The 23,025-nt window shown below is 45.4% G+C and carries 23 protein-coding genes and 1 tRNA gene; 6 read left to right on the top strand and 18 right to left on the bottom strand.

The window, feature by feature from the left end:
* Positions 1-19 precede the first annotated feature (19 nt).
* The 5 genes from ACP4IT_RS07045 to ntdP form a co-directional block, all read right to left on the bottom strand.
* Entirely contained in the window at positions 20-2,044 is a 2,025-nt protein-coding gene (locus tag ACP4IT_RS07045) for a CDP-glycerol glycerophosphotransferase family protein (RefSeq protein ID WP_011668267.1), read from the bottom strand.
* Positions 2,045-2,058: 14 nt separating this feature from the next.
* Positions 2,059-2,943: a hypothetical protein gene (locus tag ACP4IT_RS07040; RefSeq protein ID WP_011668268.1), complete on the bottom strand. Its 885-nt coding sequence runs from the start codon at positions 2,941-2,943 to the stop codon at positions 2,059-2,061.
* Between the two features lie 65 nt (positions 2,944-3,008).
* Positions 3,009-3,425 carry a glycerol-3-phosphate cytidylyltransferase gene (tagD, locus tag ACP4IT_RS07035; protein WP_011668269.1) on the bottom strand — a complete coding sequence of 139 codons (417 nt, stop codon included), beginning with the start codon at positions 3,423-3,425 and terminating at the stop codon, positions 3,009-3,011.
* Between the two features lie 117 nt (positions 3,426-3,542).
* Positions 3,543-4,685, bottom strand: a complete 1,143-nt coding sequence (locus ACP4IT_RS07030; protein WP_041815409.1) for an AI-2E family transporter — start codon at positions 4,683-4,685, stop codon at positions 3,543-3,545.
* Between the two features lie 73 nt (positions 4,686-4,758).
* Positions 4,759-5,316 carry a nucleoside tri-diphosphate phosphatase gene (gene ntdP / locus ACP4IT_RS07025; protein ID WP_011668271.1) on the bottom strand — a complete coding sequence of 186 codons (558 nt, stop codon included), beginning with the start codon at positions 5,314-5,316 and terminating at the stop codon, positions 4,759-4,761.
* 163 nt (positions 5,317-5,479) lie between these two features.
* Here ntdP and ACP4IT_RS07020 point away from each other — a divergent pair, with 163 nt between their 5' ends.
* A complete protein-coding gene (locus ACP4IT_RS07020) occupies positions 5,480-5,725 on the top strand; it encodes a YdeI/OmpD-associated family protein (RefSeq protein WP_011668272.1) in 246 nt (81 codons plus the stop codon).
* Positions 5,726-5,828: 103 nt separating this feature from the next.
* Here ACP4IT_RS07020 and ACP4IT_RS07015 read toward each other — a convergent pair whose 3' ends face one another.
* Both ACP4IT_RS07015 and recX read right to left on the bottom strand, forming a co-directional pair.
* Complete coding sequence (locus ACP4IT_RS07015; protein WP_024855550.1) at positions 5,829-7,007, bottom strand: serine hydrolase domain-containing protein; 1,179 nt, start codon at positions 7,005-7,007, stop codon at positions 5,829-5,831.
* A 30-nt stretch (positions 7,008-7,037) separates the two neighbouring features.
* Entirely contained in the window at positions 7,038-7,823 is a 786-nt protein-coding gene (gene recX / locus ACP4IT_RS07010; RefSeq protein ID WP_021742761.1) for a recombination regulator RecX, read from the bottom strand.
* A gap of 229 nt (positions 7,824-8,052) precedes the next feature.
* On the opposite strand from recX, the gene ACP4IT_RS07005 reads away from it, so the two are divergent.
* Positions 8,053-8,502 carry a flavodoxin gene (locus tag ACP4IT_RS07005; RefSeq protein WP_011668275.1) on the top strand — a complete coding sequence of 150 codons (450 nt, stop codon included), beginning with the start codon at positions 8,053-8,055 and terminating at the stop codon, positions 8,500-8,502.
* Positions 8,503-8,546: 44 nt separating this feature from the next.
* On the opposite strand, the gene ACP4IT_RS07000 is transcribed toward ACP4IT_RS07005, so the two are convergent.
* From ACP4IT_RS07000 to wecB, 3 genes are read right to left on the bottom strand one after another with little or no spacing between them, the layout of a single operon-like run.
* Positions 8,547-9,458, bottom strand: coding sequence for a YihY/virulence factor BrkB family protein (locus ACP4IT_RS07000; protein WP_226769765.1), 912 nt, complete (start codon positions 9,456-9,458; stop codon positions 8,547-8,549).
* Between the two features lie 15 nt (positions 9,459-9,473).
* Entirely contained in the window at positions 9,474-10,325 is an 852-nt protein-coding gene (locus tag ACP4IT_RS06995; RefSeq protein ID WP_011668277.1) for a nuclease-related domain-containing protein, read from the bottom strand.
* Positions 10,318-11,448 carry a non-hydrolyzing UDP-N-acetylglucosamine 2-epimerase gene (gene wecB / locus ACP4IT_RS06990; protein ID WP_426855375.1) on the bottom strand — a complete coding sequence of 377 codons (1,131 nt, stop codon included), beginning with the start codon at positions 11,446-11,448 and terminating at the stop codon, positions 10,318-10,320. The genes ACP4IT_RS06995 and wecB overlap by 8 nt, the downstream gene beginning before the upstream one ends.
* A 194-nt stretch (positions 11,449-11,642) precedes the next feature.
* On the opposite strand from wecB, the gene ACP4IT_RS06985 reads away from it, so the two are divergent.
* Entirely contained in the window at positions 11,643-12,584 is a 942-nt protein-coding gene (locus ACP4IT_RS06985; RefSeq protein WP_024855549.1) for a glycosyltransferase family 2 protein, read from the top strand.
* Positions 12,585-12,669: 85 nt separating this feature from the next.
* Here the strand turns inward: ACP4IT_RS06985 and ACP4IT_RS06980 are convergent, their stop codons facing one another.
* From ACP4IT_RS06980 to ACP4IT_RS06955, 6 genes are all read right to left on the bottom strand, one after another.
* Positions 12,670-14,025: a gluconate:H+ symporter gene (locus ACP4IT_RS06980; RefSeq protein WP_426855373.1), complete on the bottom strand. Its 1,356-nt coding sequence runs from the start codon at positions 14,023-14,025 to the stop codon at positions 12,670-12,672.
* Between the two features lie 158 nt (positions 14,026-14,183).
* A complete protein-coding gene (locus ACP4IT_RS06975; protein ID WP_024526622.1) occupies positions 14,184-14,627 on the bottom strand; it encodes a universal stress protein in 444 nt (147 codons plus the stop codon).
* 85 nt (positions 14,628-14,712) lie between these two features.
* Positions 14,713-14,901, bottom strand: coding sequence for a hypothetical protein (locus ACP4IT_RS06970; RefSeq protein WP_011668282.1), 189 nt, complete (start codon positions 14,899-14,901; stop codon positions 14,713-14,715).
* Positions 14,902-14,971: 70 nt separating this feature from the next.
* A tRNA-Arg gene (locus ACP4IT_RS06965) sits at positions 14,972-15,044 on the bottom strand.
* Positions 15,045-15,093: 49 nt separating this feature from the next.
* On the bottom strand, positions 15,094-16,422 hold the full coding sequence (locus tag ACP4IT_RS06960) for a DEAD/DEAH box helicase (protein ID WP_226769764.1): 1,329 nt from the start codon (positions 16,420-16,422) through the stop codon (positions 15,094-15,096).
* A gap of 12 nt (positions 16,423-16,434) precedes the next feature.
* Positions 16,435-17,439 carry a Gfo/Idh/MocA family protein gene (locus ACP4IT_RS06955; RefSeq protein ID WP_024855548.1) on the bottom strand — a complete coding sequence of 335 codons (1,005 nt, stop codon included), beginning with the start codon at positions 17,437-17,439 and terminating at the stop codon, positions 16,435-16,437.
* Between the two features lie 162 nt (positions 17,440-17,601).
* On the opposite strand from ACP4IT_RS06955, the gene ACP4IT_RS06950 reads away from it, so the two are divergent.
* A complete protein-coding gene (locus ACP4IT_RS06950; RefSeq protein WP_011668285.1) occupies positions 17,602-17,964 on the top strand; it encodes a DUF4828 domain-containing protein in 363 nt (120 codons plus the stop codon).
* Positions 17,965-18,036: 72 nt separating this feature from the next.
* Here ACP4IT_RS06950 and ACP4IT_RS06945 read toward each other — a convergent pair whose 3' ends face one another.
* Both ACP4IT_RS06945 and ACP4IT_RS06940 read right to left on the bottom strand, forming a co-directional pair.
* The gene (locus tag ACP4IT_RS06945; RefSeq protein ID WP_011668286.1) at positions 18,037-18,798 is read right to left on the bottom strand and encodes a GH25 family lysozyme; all 762 of its coding nucleotides are present in this window, start codon (positions 18,796-18,798) and stop codon (positions 18,037-18,039) included.
* 55 nt (positions 18,799-18,853) lie between these two features.
* Positions 18,854-19,714 carry a MurR/RpiR family transcriptional regulator gene (locus ACP4IT_RS06940; protein ID WP_011668287.1) on the bottom strand — a complete coding sequence of 287 codons (861 nt, stop codon included), beginning with the start codon at positions 19,712-19,714 and terminating at the stop codon, positions 18,854-18,856.
* A gap of 219 nt (positions 19,715-19,933) precedes the next feature.
* On the opposite strand from ACP4IT_RS06940, the gene gntK reads away from it, so the two are divergent.
* A complete protein-coding gene (gntK, locus tag ACP4IT_RS06935; RefSeq protein ID WP_011668288.1) occupies positions 19,934-21,481 on the top strand; it encodes a gluconokinase in 1,548 nt (515 codons plus the stop codon).
* Positions 21,482-21,651: 170 nt separating this feature from the next.
* A complete protein-coding gene (locus ACP4IT_RS06930) occupies positions 21,652-23,010 on the top strand; it encodes a gluconate:H+ symporter (protein WP_015473960.1) in 1,359 nt (452 codons plus the stop codon).
* The last annotated feature ends 15 nt before the right edge of the window (positions 23,011-23,025 follow it).

Raw genomic sequence — 23,025 nt, 5'->3', positions numbered from 1 at the left:
TAGCAATGCGGCTTTTGTGTTAATTACCCTTTTCAATTTGTTGCATCACGTAGTTCACAATTTTAAGTGAACTTAACCCGTCGTCAATCGCACAGAAGCGACGATAGAAGTCCATGAATTTCTGATTACCGCTCATATCAGGTGTTTGTAATTTTTCACCCACTAATTGCAGCAATTGCTTTTCATCATGCGCAATTTCGCCAGGCAGATCTGCCTCATAATCCAAGTAAAAGCCCCGTAGTTCATCCTTATACATGTGATAATCGTATGGATAGAATAGAATTGGCCGCTTGAGATAGGCAAAGTCAAAGAAGACGGATGAATAATCCGTGATCAGCATGTCACTAATCAAGTATAGATCAGAAATATTCGGATGATTAGAGAAGTCAAAAACAACACCCTCATAACCACTGATGTCCAAAGCATTAGAGATCAAGTAATGCATCCGTAAAACCAATACGGCATCTTGACCGTATTTCGCCCGGAAATCATCCAGCGAGAACGGTAACTCAAACGTATACTTTCCCTTTTCCGCAAACTGATTATCCCGGTAAGTTGGCGCGTAGAGAATCACTTTTTTATCCAATGGAATTCCCATAGATTCTTTTAAAGCCACAACGTCTTCCGGCGTGCTATTGATGAGTTCATCATTCCGGGGGTAGCCAACCTTTAAGATCTGATTGTTAAAACCAAAGGCTGACCGGAAAATCCGAGTAGAATAATCGTTAGGCGATACCAATGCATCCCAACGGTTCGCTTCTTTCACAAAGTTAGCATGATACTTCGTCGTCGTCGTTCCAGGCATTGACACGTTCTCAATATCTAGTCCCAGCTTTTTCAGCGGTGTTCCATGCCAAGTTTGAATATAGGTCACATAATTGGGCTTACGGACCCAAGATGGGAACCGCGCATTACTAATCCAAAATGTGGCTTTCTCTAACGTCCGTACCCACTTAGCGGTCCGGCGCACGACAAACGGAATGCCATTTTCCTTACAGAAGGCTTTTTGGGACCGATCAATCGACCAGATACACGTAAAGCCCGGATACAATTGACGGAACAACTGATAAATCGCGTAGGGCGAGTCGCTTACTTGCCGACCACCAAAGCTCTCAAAGATTAACGTTGGTTGATCATAGGGACGATGCCCACGCTTGAACAGCCGCCGCATATAGAACAGGTTGGCCTTATCCATTAGCATTGACAATAACCGGGTTACACCACCGACTTTACCAGGAACACTAGCTAGTCGTTCCCCCATTGTCGGTGCCGCCATTTCCTGCACGCGAATGCCATTATCAAAGCGCTTCTCAATCATCACTAACCGGTGATTAGCCGTAATCGTTTGTGTAACCTGCCCTGCTAATGATTTGGCTAAGACGACTCGCTGTTCTAAGTCTTGACCGGCGACAGTCGAGCGGATGAACAGTTGCTGCGTACTATCAGCTGCCAAATCAGATAAAGGAATCGCCGCCGTAAAGAGGCCATGTAAACTCATCTGCGTAATTGGCCATTCAGCCGAACTCGCCTCATTAACATTTTTCAGCACCAACCGTTGATTTTGAATGGGTTGATGATTGATTTGACTCTGACCAATTACCTGTAATTGGTCATCTTGCAAGTTGATTGCACTAATCGTGAACTCGGATTCGGCCTGTTGTGTATGCATATTAAACAGTGCCATCCCGTTCGCATCACTATTCACTTGATAGTAGCTAGTTAACGACAATTGATGCCGATCACTTAAGTACTCACTTTCAACCTGAATCAGACCCCGTGTATTTTGTTGACGTAGGTTCAGATAAAGTTCCCAACTGAACTCGCTTTGCCCGGCATCCGTAAACTGTAAAGCATTAGGATCCAGCCGCAAACGAACTACCTCGGCACTGACGACCTCACTGACTGGCAACGTTAATGATGCCTTGGTCTGTTTTTCCAAGAAGGTCACGGCCAGATCGTCAAATGGTTCGGGGACATCGATCAGTTCCAGTTCGAGTTCCTGTAAATTCTTTTTATGATGTAATCCAGATAAAATCGCACGCACGATGGAAAAACTCCTTAGTAGTTAAAAATCAATTGATCAGGCATCTGAGGGGCCAACGCCGCATTATCAGCCAGATCCACATACAATCGGGTTGTTGAGGTCATTAACCGCGATAACAGTGATTCGTAGAACGCATACACTTGACCAAAACGCTGATAGTTAGAATATGCGAGAACCCCGTAGTAAGTTTCCGTTGTTTTAATAATCGAGGTCTGATCGGCCACCTCGGCCGCTGCTCGATCTCGTTCACGCTTACTCATATTCATCATCGCCGCTGCCTGCTTTGCTTCGGCGAATTGTGTTGCCAGCATTGCGGACGTTGCACTGAGGTTATAGACCTTTTCTATCGGTCGTTCGTGCCGTACAAACCGTAATACTGCCTCACCCTTTTGATTCAAGACATAGCTGGTCTGAGCAACCTCATCTACTATCTTTTCAATGCCGACAACCCGTCCGGACAGATCATAAGTGTCAATTTGTACCAACTGATCAGTCTGATACTGGCGTAAAACCATCGGGGTTTCATCATCCAACTGCCGCCGTTCAGCAACCAAATGTCCCGCGTTTAAGTACCGTTTAACTTGCTCTTGACCATCAACAAACAACCGTTCATCAAAAGCCACTAAGTCAGGCATATTTCGTTCGTCACTAGTCAATGTCAATCCCGATTCATCTTTAAATAAATCAGCTAATGTCAGCAACTCGATTTGCTTAACTTGCGGCTCAGTCTGTGCTAACCGATTTAAAAACGCACGCACTGTCCAGGTTGCTTCAAAGTCAATCAACGCTGCCAAGATAACAACCCGTTGTCCTTGTTGCAGTGCCTGTAATAATTGTTTCGTGAAGTTGGGTTTATGCATCCCATTTAAGGACGTCACTAAAAAGATTACTCGCTGCATTCGTTTGCCTCCATACTTAACTCACTAAGAAAAAATCCCTAGTCATCGACTAAGGATTTTTACGGTTACTCTTTTTCCTTCCAGTCGTCTTCGTCTGTCAGGCCTAAGTCATGCTTAATTTTTGTCGTTGAGATGCCTTCCGTTCGTGGTAAATAAACCACTTCACAGTAATCTTTCAGGAAGTCAAACTTACCTTTCCAATCATCACCCATAACAAAGATGTCAATATCGTTCTCCTGAACATCACGAATCTTTTGATCCCACGTGGTTTCTGGAATAACGTGATCCACATACTTAATTGCTTCTAAGATATACTTCCGGTCTTCGTACGACGTATAAGCCCGCTTGCCCTTCTCCGCGTTAAACTCATCGGAAGAGACACAAACCGTTAAATCATCGCCTAAGGCCTTTGCGCGTTTTAATAAACGGATATGGCCTTTGTGAATCAGGTCAAACGTTCCGTACGTAATTACTTTTTTCATGTAGACTCTCCTACTTTATCTGGTTAATCTCCCTGGTCTTGACCACGGGGCACAAAATTCAATAACACTCTAAATAGTAGCATATTCAGCGGTCACGTCAACTTCAAACCACAAACGTTAGTCTTTTCTTGATAACTTTGGGGTCTTTTCGGCCGGTTCTGGCTCTGAATGATCTAATTGCCAGATATTGTAAAGATACTGTACCACCGTTTTAAAAACCGCATATAATGGAATGGCTAAAATCATTCCCATCAACCCAGCAATATTTCCAGCAGCCAATAAGATGATAATAATCGTCAATGGATGAATCTGTAATGACCGTCCAATAATATTGGGGTAGACTAAATTACCATCTACCTGTTGAACCACAACAACCACAATCACGACGTATAAAACCATGTTGGTGCTAATCGTAAAGGCCACGATTAGTGCTGGCAAAATACCAATATAGGGACCTACATAAGGTATTAAATTACACAACCCGCTGAAAACACCTAACAGCAACGCATATTTCAGGCCAAAAAGCATATATCCAATTGCCGTAAACGTCCCGACAAACAGGCACTCGACAATCTGACCACCCACATAACGGGCAATCGTTTGATTCATCCGACTAAGCAATTCCACGGTCTGATCGGCATGCTTAGCGGGCAACCAGCGCTGAACCGCTGGCATGAATCTTTCGCCATCCTTCAGCATGTAAAACAACATCACCGGAACTGTAATTGCCGTCACCGTAACGGTTGTCACTGTCCCAATAACCGCGCCAATTCCCGTTGTCAGCCCACTCATAAAACCTTCCGCATACTTGGCAAACGCGCTTTGAATCTGATTCAAATATTTTGAAAAATCAACATTCTGTAATAAGGGATGTTTCATCAGCTTGGCCAAAACCGCTTCGCTAGATTTGGCAAAATCCGGAATGCTCCCCACCAGGGTTGAAACTTGGTTGACCAACCGAGGAATCAACCAGACACCACCGGCCACTAGGATACCAATTAACAGTAAAAAGACAATGGCAACTGCTCCCGTCCGATTAACGTGAAACTTTTTCCACCGAATCTTTTCCAGCAGCTTAACCACCGGATTCAATAGATAGAACAACACACCGGATAATAACAGTGGAATGAAGATGGTCGATAAAAAGACGCCAATTGGTGAGAATAAAAAGCTAATCTGGGTACACACCCAAATCAATGCTGCGACAATAAGTAATTCAACGGACCAAAACATTAGTCGGGAATTCGCCGCTTTTTTCATGAACAGTCCCCTTTCTTTAAAAAAAGGAGCTAGCCACAAATGGACTTGCTCCTGGTGGTACGGAAGACAACTCTTACTGATCGGTTGATCGTCGCAATAATTCCTGGTAACGCTGATACCAAAGGTCAACGTAGGCTTGGGAAAAAGGTCCCTTATGATGATTAATCCAATCGACTAGCGTTAACACATTCGCCTTTAAAATCCGATCAGTCTCCTCACCATAATGCCATCGCTGGCTAAAGTCCTCGTACTCGTCGACATCTAATAACCGCTTCTCACCATCCGGAAAAACTTTTACGTCGAGATCATAATCGATGTACTTCAACGCTTCTTTATCCAAAACGTATGGGGACGCCAAATTACAATAATAAGACACCCCGTTGTCTCGAATCATTGCCACAATGTTAAACCAATAATGCTTGTGAAAATAAACGATAGCGGGTTCACGAGTCACCCACCGCCGCCCATCATCTTCGGTGACCAATGTATGGTCATTCACGCCAATGAGGGCATTTTCGCTTGTTTTGAGTACCATGGTATCGCGCCAAGTTCGATGCAAACTTCCGTCGTGCTTGTAGCTTTTGATCGTAATGAAGTCGCCTTCCTTAGGTCCTCTAGCTTCGCGCGTCATGTCTAAACCCTACTTTCTAAAGTAACGGGTAATTATAAAAATTCACTCAACATTATACCAGATTCAGGGCTTTTTGGATAGGTTCAGACCGATTCTGGTCAATAAAAGCTAGAGAACCTTCCCGATTTACGGTAAGCTTAGAATGTTAAAGAGGTGAAGACCGATGCCCCAACCTGCACTAAGTACCTTTGAACCCATGATTCCACAAGTTGCTGAGTTGTTAGCTGATGATCCCCAACTACTCGCGTTTTTTAATCATCTAACACTTGGCTATCAACGTGAATGGGCGCGTTACATCTTCGGCGCCAAAGCTGAAGCAACCAAGCAACGGCACATTGCCGACATGCGCCAAATTTTGGCCGCCGGTTATAAGTCTAAACGAGCCTATGGCAGTCGTCCGAAACCGTAAATAACCACCAAAAAGCCCAACACCCGCAGAAAGTATTATCTGTGGATGCTGGGTTTGCTATTATAACGACATATGACTTCCTAACCGGCTACAACTCAGACTTCTATGACTTGAGTTGTCCAGCCGATAGTAAATTCCAAATTTGCATTGCGGGCGTTTGCGATAGCTGATTAGCCCGGTAGTAGTTGCTGAGTAGTACGACGCCATCTTGTCCCGTCTTGCTAACCAATGCCGTTGCTTCATAGCCATAAGCCAAGCCGTGCACTCGAATGTAGTTAGGATAAACGTACGCACCGCCCCCATACATAGACGATGAACCCGGCGTTAATAAGGTATTAACGTCACTAGCTGGATACAACTTTCCTTGCAGCATATTGCGCTCCGCAACAAACAAATCATGGACCGACATGTATACCTGTCCCGTTCCAAACTGATAGAACATTGACGCCCGTGATTCCGGATAGCGTGAATTATAAGTAGCCGCTACGTCAGCCATATCACTGTTTTGATAGCCTTGTGAGTAGGCCCTACGATGGGCCATATTGAAGACAAATCCAGTGTGATTTAAATGCCATGGCCGGATAATATTATCCGTAAAGTACTGACGATAGCTCTCACCACTTACCTGTTGGATAATTCCCGCTAATAACATAAAATTAACCGGTGAATAATCCCATTTACCAATATTTTGGGGTTGGCTGATCACATTTTTCTGAACAAATCTGAGCATGCCATTTTCAGAGTTCAGCTTATCAGGAAAGGCAACTAAGCGTAACCCGCTCTTCATATCCAGCATATCTCGTAAAGTAATTCGGCGCGCCCCTTTAATTCGGGGATAGTATTTAGCCAGCGGGTCCGTCAATGCCAACTTGTTTTCAGCAGCTAACTTCATTACCAACCCCGCGGTTAACGATTTTTGGACGGACGCTAATTGATAAACACTATTGACGCCATTAGTTTTGTGACGGGTGGCATCGGCATATCCCATGCCTTGTTCATAGATGATTTTACCCGAGCGAACTACCAGTGCCGTACCCACGAACCGATTAGCCCGCAAAATAGCATCAATCTCTCGCGTTGCCGCTGTTGCCTTTATGGTCGATTTAGGTTGCGGCTTAGCTTTCTTTTTTGGCTGTGGCTTCACAGGCTTCACCACGGTTTGACGATTAGCCGTTGTATCTGGCTTCATTTGCGCTTGGCCGTTAAACCACCAAGCTAGTCCACCACCAACCCCTAAAACTAGTCCAACAACTACCAAAATCCCCAGAGTTCTCCGTTGCATAGTTTTCACCCCTACTCTTTAATTGTGGCTTTACTGCGCTGATTCCCCTAAATCAGCTAACCAACGGCTAATATCATCTAAATTAAACCCCTTACGATATAACGCCTGTTTTGTCTTATACTGACGTTCTCGCATACTTAATGTGCGATACCGATGCCACAACTTTTCTCCTTGCTTGACTAGTAAGGCCCATTGCTCATCTTCATCAGGTGTTAAGTCTAATGTTGCTAGCATCTTGGTAGCTAAATCATTATCAAAGCCCCGTGTCAATAGTCCCTGACGAATCTTTTGCTGCTGCGTCCCAAATGGTTGACGCTGGTATCGCTTAGCCAACTTAGCCGCCACTGCTGTCCCCACAGTCAGTTGCTCCTCAGTTGTATATAGCGTTAATGCCTCATCAATCGGTTGTTCTAAAACCCCTTTGTGTCGTAAGTTTTGCCGAATAACGCGCGGACCCTTATCTCCCGTATGCATCATCGTCCGAACGTAACTCGCCGCGTAGTGGGCATCATCAACGAGGGCTAACGATCGTAATCTCTGTAACGTCGCCGCAATGGTCTCCGCGGGAATTTCCAGATCAGCCAGCTTATCTCGTACTTCTTTTTCCGTCCGTAACTGCTGTGACAGGTAATCTAACGCGCGATTATACGCTTTCGCCACATTATCAGCATCGATTAGCTGTGCAGTCAACGCTTTGTCAACTTCCATTCCCTTAGCTAAGCGAAAGTCCACCAAAACACTTTCACTCACCGGAAATGCGTAAGCGCCGTCTAAGTAAACATTATAACGGCCGCTACGTTTTTGTGCCTCAATCATGGTAATGACGGCCACTAAAGTCACCCCTTCTTAGTCAAAACGTCTTGCTTAAACGTTCTTGGCCCCATTTTAACAGGTTGGACCTATCGATGAAAAGGGGGGTGTCCGCTTAGTTAGTCAATCATCTTTTCAGGCGCACGATCATCTACCCGCACGACCGTTGCTGGTCAGCAATCTAACGACCTGCTATAATCAATACTAAAGAATACTTTAAAAAAGGAGTGACTTTATGCCAACTGCTCATGTCGTTTTTGCAACTATTACCGGAAACAACGAAGACGTGGCCGACATCGTGACTGAAAAGCTAAGTGCCTTGGGCTGTCAAGTGACTGAGACCGAAATTTCGCAAACCGACGCGGCCGAATTTGAACAGGCTGATATTTGCGTCGTTTGTGCTTATACATACGATGAAGGGTCTTTGCCAGATGAAGGCTTAGACTTTTACGAAGATCTTCAAACACTTAAGCTTCCGGGAAAAATCTACGGTGTTGCCGGTTCCGGTGATACGTTTTATGGTGAATATTACAATACGACCGTTGATCACTTTGAAGCGGCCTTTCAACAAACTGGGGCAACTCGTGGTGCCACTAGTGTCAAGATTAACTTAGCGCCCGATCAAGCAGCTATCGATGAATTAGATCACTTTGCCGAACAACTAGTAGCAGCTGTTCAAGCCTAATACAAAACGAGCTCAAGACATTTTTGTCTCGGGCTCGTTTTAGGTTAATCTTTATTTTTCTTCAACCGATACTTTAATAGCTTGGGGATCCCCATTGCTTCTTGCTCCTCGATTCTCCCTAGGATCATATCTTGAATTGCCGCATTTAAAACCGCACCAAACATTAAGATCAACCCTGTGAAATCAAGCCAAAACATCAACACGATAAATGTCCCAATCGTGCGGTAGCTATCCATGTTATGCACAAAATACTTCACATACAGTGAAAAAGCTTGAGATAGCAATAACCAGCCGACCGTAGCGGTTAAGGCCCCCGGCCACACAAAGCGCCACTTTAATTTAGCACTCGGAACAAAATACAACAGAATCATTAGAACCAACAGAACCACCAAAAATGTGACTGGCCACTTAGCGGCATTAATATAACCGATAATTTCATGAGGCACGTGTAGGTATGGGGCCAGTTGTTCCAAAATAATCTGGCCAAAACTAAAGAACAACATCAAAACAAACAGAAACGCAATCAACGCAACCATCCAAAAGAAAGCGACGATACGGTTCACTAAAGCATTTTGACTCTTAGCCACACCGTAGGCTCCGTTAACCGTTCGCTGAAAAGCTGCTACTGCTCGGGACGACGACCATAAGGCCACAATCACCCCAATTGAAAGTACCCCGCCACTTCGAGTATTCAAGAATGAATGAATAATTGGTTTTAACATCGAGAAGATACTTTCGGGGACCATTGGTTCAATACTCTCTAAAACAGTTTCCGTTTGGATATTAAGGTAAGGTAGCAGACTAGCAATAACCAATAACGCCGGAAATAAGGATAATAACGTGTAGTAGGCTAATACGACAGCCGAATCTGACACGTTGGCCATTTGATAGTGTTTGCTAATGGTTTGAATCACGTGTTTAATCTGACTCGCGCGCTTGCGCCATTGAATGCTCACCGTGTCTAATCCCCCTTAAAATGTGCCATACTCTTCGGCAAATTTGAGTGTGCCTACCATTTTATCTAACGTCTTACGACTAAACCGAACTCGCTTGGCCTGACGGAACGTTTCAATAAAAGTTGCCAGATCCTGATAATTAGCCACTGCCGTGCAGTTATAAGCATCGCGCGGATTGAGCTTGGTTTTATTACCAATTACCAGCGAATTACTGTGTTCATAACGGTCATAGTAATTGTAATAAACCAGTGGTTTAACGAAATCAATGATCCGATCGTTCTTATTTTCCAATTGCTTGTGCATGGTGATTTCACTATTAATATACCGCACCAACAATTTCGATGAGAGTTCTGCTTGCGTTGCCGGATTACTAATCCCGGTGTGTAACGTAATCGAACGTTGTCCACGTCCCTCCTGCTCCAAACTCATGGTGTATCCTTGCGTTAAGGATTCATTTTCCTCTGACAAATTGGGCAAAAAGAACCGATCTAACCGATTGGTCAACGCGCTCGCGGGTGTTTTTTCGTGACTCGATAAATTAACCGCTGAGAAATCATCCAAGCTCGACGAAAACAATTCTTCAGCAAGATCATGGAAAATCATTCCCCGCCAATACTTACTTTCGACGTTAATGACCCCAAACGACGTGACCAGTAAATTATCAATCTGCATCACACGCCAAGAGTCTCCATCGTTCATTTCTTGGGTCACAGGATTTTTAACCTTATTGGCAAAGTGCACATTACGCAAGATTTTATAATCAAACCGCTCATGATTCTTTTCCGCGGCCAAGTGGATGTCTCGCATGATTTCCGACAACTGTTCCGTTGTTTTAATCTCTGCCCGATCATAAGCTGTTTCAGCCATTCTTCTGACCTCCATCAAACGTCGCCTGAATCGCCGCTAAAATCCGTTCTGAGGCCCGGCCATCCCCATAAGGATTCTTGGCTTGGGCCATCCGTTGATAGGCGTTCTCGTCAGTTAACAGACTTTCCATGGCAGTCGTTACGCGTAACGGATCTGTGCCAACTAACTTTAACGTGCCATTTGTAACCCCTTCTGGCCGCTCCGTCGTGTCGCGTAGCACTAAGACGGGTTTATTCAACGACGGCGCCTCCTCTTGGACACCACCGGAGTCTGTCATGATGAAGTAACTACGTGCCGCTAAGTTATGAAAATCAACCACGTCCAGCGGATCAATCAGGTGAATCCGCGCCATACCATCTAATTCTTCATGGGCCACTGCTTGCACGGCCGGACTTAGATGTACAGGATAGATGACTTCAACATCATCATGGGCCTCAACAACTTGACGCACAGCTTTGAAGACCGCGTGCATGGGAGCACCCTGATTTTCTCGCCGGTGCATCGTTAATAAGATTAAGCGGTGACCCGCTTGAACCTGGTCCAACACGTGATGATGATACTGCTCATTCACGGTTTGTTTTAACGCATCAATTGCCGTATTTCCCGTCACATAGATTTGATTGGCTGGGTGCGCTTGCTTTAATAAATTGTCTCGTGACAACGTCGTTGGCGCAAAGTAAAGGTCACTTAAAATATCCGTCAATTGTCGATTCATTTCCTCCGGGTAAGGCGAGTACTTATTCCACGTACGCAGTCCTGCTTCAACGTGTCCCAACTTTGTTTGGTGATAAAAGGCGCTGACACTGGCTGCAAAGGTTGTAGTCGTATCACCATGAACGAGTACGATATCCGGCTGGGCATCATCTAAGACTTCATCAAGCTGGGTCAAGACCCGCGTTGTAATGCCACTCAATGTTTGCTTAGGCCGCATAATGTTTAGATCATAATCTGGTTGAATATGGAAAATATTTAAAACCTGATCCAACATTTCCCGATGTTGGGCCGTAACCACCGTAATGGGGGTGAATTCATTCGGCCGTTGTTGCATGGCTAAAATAATAGGTGCCATTTTAATCGCTTCTGGACGGGTCCCAAAGACCGTCATGACTTTTATGGGTTTCATTCAAATCTTCCTCCAACGTCACGTTAGTTAGGTCAATTATAGCAGAAGCCCGGCCGTCTTGTTATCAATTCCCATTTTTCTTCAATAACCCGTTATCAGCCATTAAACTGATGTCAGACTTTAAGCGAATTGTAATGGTAAGCCTCCCAAATTTGAGGTAAGATGGTATCGTTGTGTGAAAGGAATGTCTTATGATGAAAAAAATCAGTTTGGTCGTTCCTTGCTATAACGAGGAGGAGTCCATACCTTTATTTTACCAAACCGTTAGCAAGGTGATCACGTCCATGAACACCCCCACTCCGACGGTTGAACCGGAGTATATCTTCGTCGATGATGGGTCTTCCGACCACACCTTAGACGAGATGAAGCAATTACACCAACGTTATCCCGAAACGGTCCATTATCGGTCGTTTTCGCGAAACTTTGGTAAAGAATCGGCCCTCGCTGCGGGATTACAAGCCACGACTGGGGATCTGGTGGCAGTGATGGATGTCGATTTACAAGATCCACCCGAGTTACTACCAAAAATGTTCGCTCTCATTGAAAATGATGGCTACGATTGTGTTGGCACGGTTCAAAAAGAACGTCGCGGTCAAAGCAAATTACGCGCGTTTTTATCATCGAGCTTTTACCGGGTTATCAATTGGCTATCTGATGTGCATATTGAACCCAACGCCCGTGATTATCGCTTAATGACACGACAATATGTTGATACTGTTTTGTCACTACCAGAATTCAACCGATTTTCTAAGGGTATCTTTAGTTGGGTGGGCTTCAAGACCACTTACTTGGCTTATGAAAGTCAACCACGGGCGGCCGGGACGACCCATTGGAACTTACGGCAACTGTTTGCCTATTCTATTGAGGGAATCATTGACTTTTCCGATGCGCCGCTAAGACTGGCCACATGGATTGGGAGTCTCTCATTTCTGCTATCAATTGTTGGCCTAATTTTCGTCATTGTCCGCGCATTGACCGTCGGTGGTGCCGTTGCTGGCTGGCCATCTCTAGTCGTCATTATGCTCCTGGTTGGTGGTATTCAGTTGTTTTGCTTGGGAATTCTTGGTCAATATATCAGTAAAATCTACTTAGAAACTAAGCATCGTCCTAAATACATTATTCGAGAAGAACAATAATCATTCGACACCGGCCAGAAGTGGTCGGTGTTTTTTTGCCATACAAAAAAGGCTCATGTCCGAAGACACAAGCCACAATTATTATTTAATTGATAATAACATTCATCAAGAGCACCATGAGTAACCCAACTACAGAAATCACGGTTTCCAAGGCTGTCCACACTTGGAAAGTTTGCTTAACGCTTAAATCAAAGTATTCTGAGAACATCCAGAAACCAGCATCGTTAACGTGAGACGCCGCTAAGGACCCGGCACCGATAGCCAGAGCGATCATAACTGGATCGGCTCCCATTGAATGCATGAGTGGTAAGACTAAACCAGAAGCCGTCATCCCAGAAACCGTTGCAGATCCCAAAGAAATCCGTAAGATAACCGTAATTAACCAGGCTAAGACGATTGGTGAGAACTTGGAGTGCATCATTAATTCCTGCACAGCCTTACCAACACCGCCATCGATCAGGACTTGTTTGAAGGCTGAACCCCCAGCAATAACCATCAAAAGCATAGCCGTAGACTTAACAGATTCTTCCAGCGTGGCACTGATTTGCTTCATGCTCCGTTGACGATGATACCCCATAGACCAGATGGCAAAGAGTAACGCAATCACCATGGCCACCACAGGGTTGCCCAACATCGAAACAACCGCATTTAGCCCTTGCGGATTTGTCGGCGTTTTCCCACCTTCAACCGTCAGTTCATAGATGGTTGCTAGGATCATGAAGAGCACGGGGAATAATGACGTTAAGATCGATAAGCCAAATCCAGGAGTTTCTTCAAGCTTGAACTGCTTGATTTCACCAAAGGCTGGCAAAGACTTCTTAACAACAAACAGGTCTGGATTGAATTTGCGAACCACTCGCGTCCAGATTGGACCAGCCACAATCACACAAGGAATCGCTACAATAATCCCAACAATCAGCATTTCACCAATATTAGCACCTAAGGCCGTTGCCACAGCAGTTGGTGATGGTTGTGGCGGTAAAAATCCTTGCGTTGCGGATAGGGCTGCCGCCATAGAGATACCGAGATACAGGAATGGCACGTCGGCTTCCAATGCAACCGCAAACACGATTGGTGTCACTAAGACCAGGCCCACTTCAAACAGTAGGGAAATCCCAATCAGAAATGAGGCAATCACAACAGCGACTTGTAATCGCTTTTTACCAAAGACGTTAATCAATGTCCGGGCAATTCGGTAAGCCCCACCAGCATCGGACACTAACCGCCCAATCATGGCTCCGAATCCAAAGACAATGACCAACTCGCCCATTGAACTGCCGATCCCATTCTTAATTGCATCCGCAATGTTAGCAGGGTTCATACCCAAGCCTAAGGCGACTAGGATTGACGTCACAATGAGGGAAACAAACGTATTTAACTTTACTCGAATGATTAAGAAGAGTAACAGTAAAATACCTAATAATAGAACTACGAACTGCATTTTTTCTCTCTTTTCCTATGCTCGATTCTGATGGATTAACCTACCGCAGCTAATTCGACCACTTCGCATAAGAACTATTGTATGAAAAATATTTTCAAGTTTCAAGGGGCAAATTGAATGTTATTTTCAAATCAGTGTCGTTAATCGGCGTGAAACCGCTATCTCACAATCATTACAGAGATTGGAGAATATTTTGCCATATAGGCCGCCTGGCTCCCAAAATATTTCCGCACACCGGATTTGGACAGCGAACCAACCACTAATAAATCCGGTTTGACCTCAGGAATAATCTTTTTTACGATTGTTTCCCCCGGATCGCCTTCGCCAATGATCACTTTCACGCGTTGAATGCCAAAACGTTCGGCCAGTTGCTGATAGCTCTGCAAGTGTTGTTGCAAATCACTCCGTTGACCATGGACGTAATCTTTACTTAAAGCTTGGTAGATATTCATGTTGTCGGACTCCAAAACGGAACAAATCACCAGTTCTGCCTGATCCGTTTTGGCCCGATTCATCGCATACCGGAAAGCTAATTGTGCATCAGGTGAATCATCAACCCCGACCAAAATTCGCTTAACCTGTTTCGGATTCATTGATTTCATATTATCCATCCAAAACGCCTCCTCACTCATTTGTTACTTTCATTATAAATGATATTTAGCCATTAGGGGTAACCATCCATCTTAACTAGTTGCGCCGATGGAATAAGCCGATCACAAATGTGATGTAATAAAACAGTGCGGCAACTATCCCGATTCCCACAAAAATATCTTGCATAACCCCAACTAAGCCACTGGTATGTAACGCATTGAAATACCAAAAGTAACCTGCCAGCACGGTCCAAAATACACCCCGTAATAATCGTTTTGTTTGCATCCTTCTTTGAAACCCCTTTCAAACGTTGTTTTTAAAAAAGTCATCACGTTCATCGTGATGACCACTTAACTGTCCCCACCCGGGCTCGAACCGGGATCATTCGCTTAGGAGGCGAGTGCCCTATCCAGTTGTGCTATGGGGACATGATGACCCGTCATCAATTCTGACACGGATCATTTTAATTGTAAAGCGTTACTTCTGCGTATCACGGTCCCGCCACTTTTTACGCATCCCTTTATTTTTGGAATGTCGATTTTTATGCTTCTTCTTTTTCGTTGGCGTTGGTACAGGAACGGCGTTGCTCCCCGTCCGTGACTGCCGTTGCTGTGGTTTGGCTACTGGCGTTTCTGTTGGCGCTTGCGCCGTTGTCCGATTGGCCACCGGCGTTGCTACAGACGTTTTTTTTGCGGCCACCGGTCGTTCCGTACTTAAGGCACGCCCATTAAAATACAACGGCACTAGCTCATAATCGGTTTCTTTCAATAACTTTTTCAAATCCCGCAGATCGTGATCGTCACCTAAACTGATCACTTGCCCTGGTTCACCCATTCGTCCGGTTCGCCCGACACGATGAACATACTCGTTCACCTGCGTTGGTAAATCATAATTGATAACCGCTGGCAATTTAGGAATATCCAACCCCCGAGCTGCCACATCTGTTGTTAGCAACAAGCGAATCCGCCCCTGGCGAAAATCCTGAAGTGCCTTCTCACGTTGAACCTGTCGCAAATCACTCGTCAGACTAGCCGCTGAGACGTGTTCATGGTAGAACTTCGTCGCGGTATGCCGCAAAGTGCTAGCTTGTTTGAAGAAGACTAATGCCCGAAAGTTAGGCAATGCCAACAATCGTTTCAGCATTTGATCACGCTTACCCATGCCCACTTGCAGCAAGCCATGACGGACAACGCCCTGCGTTTGGTCCTGCTCCCGAACGTCAATTCGTTCGACGGTTTGCCCAAACCATTGGTCAAGTTCGTGCAAAATCGGCGTATCCGTTGCCGAGAAGAAGCCTAATTGGACATCTGCTGGCGCGGCCTGCGCAATCGAACGCACCGTATCCAACGTTTCACCGGTTAACAAGTCATCAGCCTCATCCACGATCAATAAGGATACCAAGTGTAGTTTAAGCTTGCGATCTGTCACCAAGTTCAAAACACGACCTGGCGTCCCCACGATGACTTCCGGCCGTTTTTTCAGGCGTTCCGTTTGTCGTTTGACATTGGCCCCACCAGTTAAGGCCAAGACTTGTAGATCCAATAATTTCGCCCAGTCTCGCATCACACGGCTCGTCTGAATCGCCAATTCCTGTGATGGTTCAAGCACAATCAATTGTGTCCCATCGCCTGGCAGTAAATTAGCCAAGGCTGGTAACGTAAAGGCCACCGTCTTACCAGAACCCGTGGGGGCTAAGCCCAAGACATTGTTGTGGTCACTGGCTAACGGCTCGTATACGGCCGTTTGAATGGCTGTAGGTTCCCGGTAGCCCAGTGTTTTAAAATGGGTCTCAAATTGTTTTAACATTAAAAATCCTTCCTAATCGTTATCATCAGCTGGAAAGCGTAAATTAGCACTTACACGCAATTGATAAAGCACCCGGTTGGCCGTTAAGCTCCATGCCATCCATCGGTGATAATCGGCTTGATTTTGCGCATCATCAGGTGCAGTCAATACGCGCGCAAAGTCAACAACTTCTGGTAACATTGGATTAGCCAAATCCGGCTGACTTAAATTTTGTACGGTCCCCGTCTCGTCGTACTGTTCTACATGAGTTAATTCTCCGGCACTATCCAATGTGATCGTTTCTTTTAGGCCGTAAATTTCGGAAATCGCATAGGAGTTACTGGTTTTTCCAAAGGAAACGGAAACGTCAAAATCTCCATATCGTAAGACTGCTAAGCCCTTCCCATCGGCTCCAGTAGCAATCAATGTCGGATAATAAGCCACATCTGTCGGCTCACCAAACAGTGCAATTGCCAGGTAAATCGGATAAACGCCTAAGTCCTGCAATGCACCGCCAGAAAACTCTGGCGTAAAGACATTCGGTGTCCCACCGGCTAAAACATCATCATACCGTGAAGAATACTTCATGTAAGTCAAAGCCGCACCTTGGACCGTTGTCAAACCAGCAAGTGCCTTTTCAATCGCATGAAAGTTCGGCGTGTGTACGTGACGCGCGGCCTCAAAAAATTTGACTTGCGGGTGTTGAGCTAATGCCGCCTGTACCGCGATCATTTCTTGTCGGTTACTAAAAGCCGGCTTCTCAACAATTACCGAAATATCGTGGGCGATTGCTTGCATAGCTTGTTCAAAGTGAACACTGTTTGGCGATGCTAGATAGACGACATCCAAATCAGCTTGTTGCAACATGTCGCGATAGTCTGTGTAACTAGCTTGTGCGTGATTTTTAGCGGCGAATGCCGTTGCCGTATCTTCATGCCGAGAATAAACAGCGGCTAGTTCATAACGTTTACTCAACGCTAACGCCTCAACCAATTGCTGTGTAATCCAATTCGTCCCAACTGTTCCGATGCGAATCATACAAATCCCTCCAGTATTTATGACTATTCCTATTTTAACAGTCACCGCGGCTAGGCGATAGCATTAGAATTAAATTTCCCAAAATCAAGGGGAATTGTTGGAGCATTCTCCCCCAAAAATGTTATATTTAAGGAGTACTTAAATGCAAGGGAGGGATTACCGGTGAAAGGGCGCGAAATCGCATTATTTGGTGTTTCACTGGTGGCCGGACTAACAGGTGGCTTCTCATTACGTAAAAAGAAACAAGAGCAGCCTAGCGAATCGCCATTGTTTTACGTGGGATCATGGCAATTTGTTGACCCCCACAACCAACGACGACACCGGTTAGAAATTAGTCCTAATCTTGACGTGCAAATCGATGACCACCAGTTGCAAGTCCGTGTACAAGATCTCAACGAACAGCACCTGACTTTTCAGGATAAATTTGGCTATCATCTAACGGTTCACGCCAATGAACAGCAACCAATTTCGTTTTTTGATGAAGCCGATGACTGTACTTATCAAATCAAGCCCCTTAATGATTGAATCATCACGGTCAACTAAAGGGAACCTAATTAAGAGAGCTGACCGACGATCTAATCGTTGGTCAGCTCTCTTTTAGTGAATAAAATTTTGCCAAGTGCGTCGATCACCATTAAAGACCGCCCGTTCAACGGCATGACTTTGCGCGTTTTGTGTCATTGTTCCATTCGCATCATACTCGATAAACTTCACCTGCGCCCCTTGGCCCGTTAACCGACCGTCAGCCACCCAGTAGTGTAATGCTGGTAAAACGGGATGGACAAACTGATCCAGCACCTGATGCGTCGCCAAGATGATGACCCCTTGCGAATAGTGCTGAGTTAATTTTTGGACGAGCATTTTAAGCTTCTGCCCTTGCATGGCCATCTGGTGATTATCGTTGTTGTACTTGCCGTAATAAGCAACGGCGACCATAATGGGTAGCGTTCCTGAGTCTTCCTTCACGGTCGCTCGAAAATGGCGATACTGTTGTTCAGCCGAACTGGTAAAACTAAAGGTGTGCACGACCCCCACGGCAATGTCTGCTCCTTGAGACCGCGAAAAGTTATCGCCATAGGCATCATCAGTGTAAGTGGCACCTGACGTAGCCTGCAAGTAAACAAACTTTTCACGATTGGCTAACTGCTGAAAGTCCAAGTACCCACTGTCTTGGTTAATCATCACACCCTGAATAGGATAATTCGAGAGCTGCTGCCGTTGATAAGCTTGCCACTGCCACCAGCTCAGGCCACCGACAATTACACAGATCAGAAATAGACCCACGACCCACCAAAAGTGACGTCGTTGTCGCTGATAGGTATTGTCATAGATTGGTTGATAATCCCGTCGTTTCGCCATTCCGCCCCAGTTCTCCTTTTAGCCCAATAAAGTTGTTACTTATTATACCATGGCTTTAAGAATCATGACGGGTCTGTTCAATCACATCGTGGACCTTAGTCATCACGTTCCCAGTTCGTGAAGAAACGCGCAAAACAGTCATCATAAAAAGCGTGTCCAAGATCGCCAATTGTGAAATCAGGGAATACATCCCCTCTGAACGATAATTAACTTCGTCCGTCAACGATAAAAAGGTTACATCGGCAGCCTGTGCCAACGGTGAACCACTGTAGCTCGTTATTGCAATAATTGAAACGTCGTTGCGTTGCAGTTCTTCCACCACTTGTAGGGTCTCCGAGTTACGTCCCGAATGGGAAATCACCACCGCACAGTCCTGATCGCTTAGCCGCGCTGCCTGCATTAATTGAATATCAAAATCGGGATAGTAAGTCACCGATAAAGCAGTGCGTAAAAACTTATGATAGCCATCAAGGGCTGCAATTGAAGAGCCCCCCAGCCCGAAGAAGGTCACCTTCTCCGCATTAATGAGCTTCAAAACTGCACGAGCTAAGTCCTTCTCGCTCAATGCCTCATTTGTTGCCTCTAACGAGCTAATGGTGTAATGGAAAGTTTTATTGGCAATGGTTGCCAATGAATCACCCTCAGCTAGCTCTGGGAAAGAACTTTGGTGCTCGCCACCATCTTCAATTGCTAAGTGCGCCAACGCCATAGTGAATTCCCGATAATTGGCATAATCCATTCGTTTCACAAAGCGTGAAATGGTCGCCGTTGATACCCCGGTTGCGCTGGCTAGTTCCTTAATTGTCATCTCGCTGACGACTGCGGGCGTGTTTAAGGCCATCTGGGCAACCTTTTTTTCCGTTCGTGACAGTTGGTCATATGTTCCCCGAATCTTTCCAATTGTTGAGCGGGTCACATGCCCCACCTCTCTTTCCAATAAATGAAGCGTACAAACACATTTTTGTAAACATTTTACAACAAAAGCCTTGAAAAGTGAAACTTTTTTACATATAATAGCGATGTTGTCAAAATCGCGCGTTTTTAAAGCGCTTCATTCATTATGTTGAATTCACCCGTTCGATCACCAACGATCGAGCGGGTTTACAAACTCTAGCGACACGAAAGGAAGAGCACTATGGACTACATGATTGGGGTCGATATTGGAACCACCAGTGTCAAGACTGTCTTATATGACACCGATGGCAAGATGCAGGGGTATTCAAATAACCTATACCCCCTCTACCAAGATGAACCAGATATGGCCGAAGAAGATCCAGAAGAAATTTTCTCCGCGATCATTGATGGATTAACCACTGTTTTACGCAAGGCAGACTTGAAGAATGGCACCCTTCACGGTGTTTCATTCTCCGCAGCCATGCACAGCTTAATCTTGTTAGACGAAGATCACCAACCCCTAACGCGAGCAATTACTTGGGCCGATAATCGTGCCGTTAAGTATGCCGATGAACTCCGGGAAAATGGTGTGGGTAAGCAACTTTACGAAAAGACGGGAACGCCAATTCACCCAATGACACCACTCAGCAAGCTAATTTGGTTGCGCAATGACCAACCCGACCTGTTCAAACAAGCTCGTTGGTTCGTCGGCATCAAAGAATACGTTATTTATAAATTATTCGGCGTTTTACAGGAAGATTATTCCATTGCTAACGCCACCGGTTTATTTAACATCTTCAACATGGATTGGGACGACCAAGCCCTTGAAGTTGCCGGAATTACCCGTGATCAACTGCCTAAGTTGGTTGACACAACTGATCAAATTACCGGTATGCAGGCTGATTACGCTGGCGTGATTGGCATGGACCCACAAACACCATTTATCATGGGCGCGTCTGATGGTCCATTGGCTAACCTGGGCGTCAACGCGATCAAGCCAGGTGTGGTTGCGGTTACCATTGGAACATCTGGTGCCGTTCGGGTTGTCACCGATAAGCCTAAGATTGATCCTAAGGGTCGGGTCTTCTGTTACTACCTGTCCAAAGATCATTGGGTTGTCGGCGGTCCCGTTAACAACGGGGGGATCGTCTTCCGTTGGGTTCGTGACCAACTCTTTGCCCCAGAAAAGATCACCGCTGAACAGATGCAAGTGGATTCTTATGACCTCTTGACTGAAATCGCTGCTAAGGTTCCAGCCGGTTCCGATGGTTTAATCTTCCACCCATTCTTAGGTGGTGAACGGGCCCCTATCTGGGATGCTAACGCTCGGGGGTCTTTCTTCGGCTTAACGCGGACCCATTCACGAGCTCACATGGTCCGCGCAGCTCTAGAAGGTATCGTCTACAACCTCTACACCGTTATGTTGGCGTTGGAAGAAGTTGTTGGCAAACCTTCCAGTATTCAAGCAACTGGTGGCTTTGCGCGTTCAGAACTTTGGCGTCAAATGCTCGCTGATATTTTCGAACAAGATGTCACCATTCCAGAAAGTCCTGAAGGAACTGCCTTGGGTGCCGCTACTTTAGGGATGTACGCTTTAGGGATGATTGATGACTTGTCTGCCGTCAAGAACTTTATCGGGGTTGCTAACGTGCACCATCCAAATCCAGAAACTTATGACGCTTACCGGGCACTTGTCCCAATTTATATTCGTCTAAGTCGTCAATTACAATCAGAATATAAGAACATCGCCGAATACCAACGGACGCACGTTCACCATATTAACAAGTAAAACGACTTCGTTTGGTTGTTTCAGAAAACTAAACGAATAAATTAAACTTTTTTGAAACAAATTGTGTACAAACCAAAAACTTTCAAGTACAATATGTGTACTTCTTATTGGAGAGCCAACGTTCTCACGTTGGCTTTTCAAAATTCATCATATGAAAGGGCTTACTTCTTATGGAACTTATTGCTTTATTAATTGGGGTCATCTTCCTCTTGGTCCTCATTATTCGATTCAAAATCAATACCTTTGTCTCCCTGATTTTAACATCTGTCTTAACGGCGATGCTATTGGGGATGAACCTCACTAAGATTGCGGCTACGATCGAAGCCGGAATTGGGAGTCAACTTGGCGAGCTGTCCCTAGTCTTTGGTTTCGGGGCTATGTTAGGTCGGTTAGTCGCCGACGCCGGCGGGGCCTATGTCATTGCCACAACGTTAATTGACAAGTTCGGGAAAAAGCGGCTCCAATTAGCTATTATGCTTGCTTCCTTTATTCTGGGGATCGCACTATTCTTCGAAGTTGGGATGGTTCTGTTAATCCCCATCGTCTTCGCCATTGCGGTTGAAGCTGAAGTCCCAATTCTGTACCTTGGAATCTCTATGGCAGCAGCATTGTCCGTTACTCATGGGTTCTTACCCCCTCACCCGGCACCTGTTGCCATCGCCCAAGTTCTGGGCGCCAATGACGGTAAAGTTTTACTGTTCGGGTTAGTGGTTGCAATTCCATCAGCTATTGTGGCTGGACCGCTTTTTACCAAGATGGCCCAGAAGTTTGCGCCCAGCGCCTTTCAACAAAAAGGTAACTTATCTTCTCTAGGAACAATTAAGACGTTTAAGCCTTCTGAGGCCCCTAGCTTTGGCCTCTCCGTTTTAACGTCACTCTTCCCAGTTATCCTAATGGCCATTACGACCATTTACAAAATGACGGTCGATGGTGGCGCCACACCAACTAAGAATGCCACGATGTTAGATCAAATCGTAGCCTTGATCGGTGACCCGGCCATTGCTATGTTAATTTCTCTGTTAGTTGCCATGTTCACGATGGGTTGGGGCCGGAAACGTAAAACCTCTGCTATCATGGAAACGCTGGAAAATGCCGTCAAATCCATTGCCATGCTTCTCTTAGTTATTGGTGGTGGTGGTGCCTTCAAGCAAGTCTTAATTGACGGTGGTGTTGGTAAAGAAGTTGCTAAGCTCTTTATCAACTCCAACATGTCACCCCTCATCTTGGGTTGGTTAGTTGCTGTTGTTCTACGGGTTGCCTTGGGTTCTGCCACGGTGTCTGCATTAACCGCTGCCGGGATTGTCGCACCATTGATGGCTCAATCCGGTGTTGATCCAGCGTTAATGGTTCTGGCTATCGGTGCTGGTTCCCTAGCAGCCTCTCACGTCAACGATGCTGGATTCTGGATGTTCCGCGAATACTTCGATTTAACGGTTAAACAAACTCTAAGTATTTGGACCGTTTTGGAAACCATTATTTCGGTAGTCGGTCTGTTGATCGTCTTATTATTAAATGTTGCTTTCCACTAAGCTACAAAGATCAGG

The sequence above is a fragment of the Levilactobacillus sp. LN180102 genome, from assembly GCF_050106635.1.
In the GTDB taxonomy this organism is placed as follows: domain Bacteria; phylum Bacillota; class Bacilli; order Lactobacillales; family Lactobacillaceae; genus Levilactobacillus; species Levilactobacillus brevis.
Note: the sequence above shows the minus strand (reverse complement) of the source record. Positions and strands in the feature narration are given on the sequence as shown.

What these genes read in the sequence shown, in the direction of transcription:
- ACP4IT_RS07040 (WP_011668268.1), bottom strand. Translation starts at nt 2,943, where the DNA reads ATGCAGCGAGTAATCTTTTTAGTGACGTCCTTAAATGGGATGCATAAA.
- tagD (WP_011668269.1), bottom strand. Translation starts at nt 3,425, where the DNA reads ATGAAAAAAGTAATTACGTACGGAACGTTTGACCTGATTCACAAAGGC.
- ACP4IT_RS07030 (WP_041815409.1), bottom strand. Translation starts at nt 4,685, where the DNA reads ATGAAAAAAGCGGCGAATTCCCGACTAATGTTTTGGTCCGTTGAATTA.
- ntdP (WP_011668271.1), bottom strand. Translation starts at nt 5,316, where the DNA reads ATGACGCGCGAAGCTAGAGGACCTAAGGAAGGCGACTTCATTACGATC.
- ACP4IT_RS07020 (WP_011668272.1), top strand. Translation starts at nt 5,480, where the DNA reads ATGCCCCAACCTGCACTAAGTACCTTTGAACCCATGATTCCACAAGTT.
- ACP4IT_RS07015 (WP_024855550.1), bottom strand. Translation starts at nt 7,007, where the DNA reads ATGCAACGGAGAACTCTGGGGATTTTGGTAGTTGTTGGACTAGTTTTA.
- recX (WP_021742761.1), bottom strand. Translation starts at nt 7,823, where the DNA reads ATGATTGAGGCACAAAAACGTAGCGGCCGTTATAATGTTTACTTAGAC.
- ACP4IT_RS07005 (WP_011668275.1), top strand. Translation starts at nt 8,053, where the DNA reads ATGCCAACTGCTCATGTCGTTTTTGCAACTATTACCGGAAACAACGAA.
- ACP4IT_RS06995 (WP_011668277.1), bottom strand. Translation starts at nt 10,325, where the DNA reads ATGGCTGAAACAGCTTATGATCGGGCAGAGATTAAAACAACGGAACAG.
- wecB (WP_426855375.1), bottom strand. Translation starts at nt 11,448, where the DNA reads ATGAAACCCATAAAAGTCATGACGGTCTTTGGGACCCGTCCAGAAGCG.
- ACP4IT_RS06985 (WP_024855549.1), top strand. Translation starts at nt 11,643, where the DNA reads ATGAAAAAAATCAGTTTGGTCGTTCCTTGCTATAACGAGGAGGAGTCC.
- ACP4IT_RS06980 (WP_426855373.1), bottom strand. Translation starts at nt 14,025, where the DNA reads ATGCAGTTCGTAGTTCTATTATTAGGTATTTTACTGTTACTCTTCTTA.
- ACP4IT_RS06975 (WP_024526622.1), bottom strand. Translation starts at nt 14,627, where the DNA reads ATGAAATCAATGAATCCGAAACAGGTTAAGCGAATTTTGGTCGGGGTT.
- ACP4IT_RS06970 (WP_011668282.1), bottom strand. Translation starts at nt 14,901, where the DNA reads ATGCAAACAAAACGATTATTACGGGGTGTATTTTGGACCGTGCTGGCA.
- ACP4IT_RS06960 (WP_226769764.1), bottom strand. Translation starts at nt 16,422, where the DNA reads ATGTTAAAACAATTTGAGACCCATTTTAAAACACTGGGCTACCGGGAA.
- ACP4IT_RS06955 (WP_024855548.1), bottom strand. Translation starts at nt 17,439, where the DNA reads ATGATTCGCATCGGAACAGTTGGGACGAATTGGATTACACAGCAATTG.
- ACP4IT_RS06945 (WP_011668286.1), bottom strand. Translation starts at nt 18,798, where the DNA reads ATGGCGAAACGACGGGATTATCAACCAATCTATGACAATACCTATCAG.
- gntK (WP_011668288.1), top strand. Translation starts at nt 19,934, where the DNA reads ATGGACTACATGATTGGGGTCGATATTGGAACCACCAGTGTCAAGACT.
- ACP4IT_RS06930 (WP_015473960.1), top strand. Translation starts at nt 21,652, where the DNA reads ATGGAACTTATTGCTTTATTAATTGGGGTCATCTTCCTCTTGGTCCTC.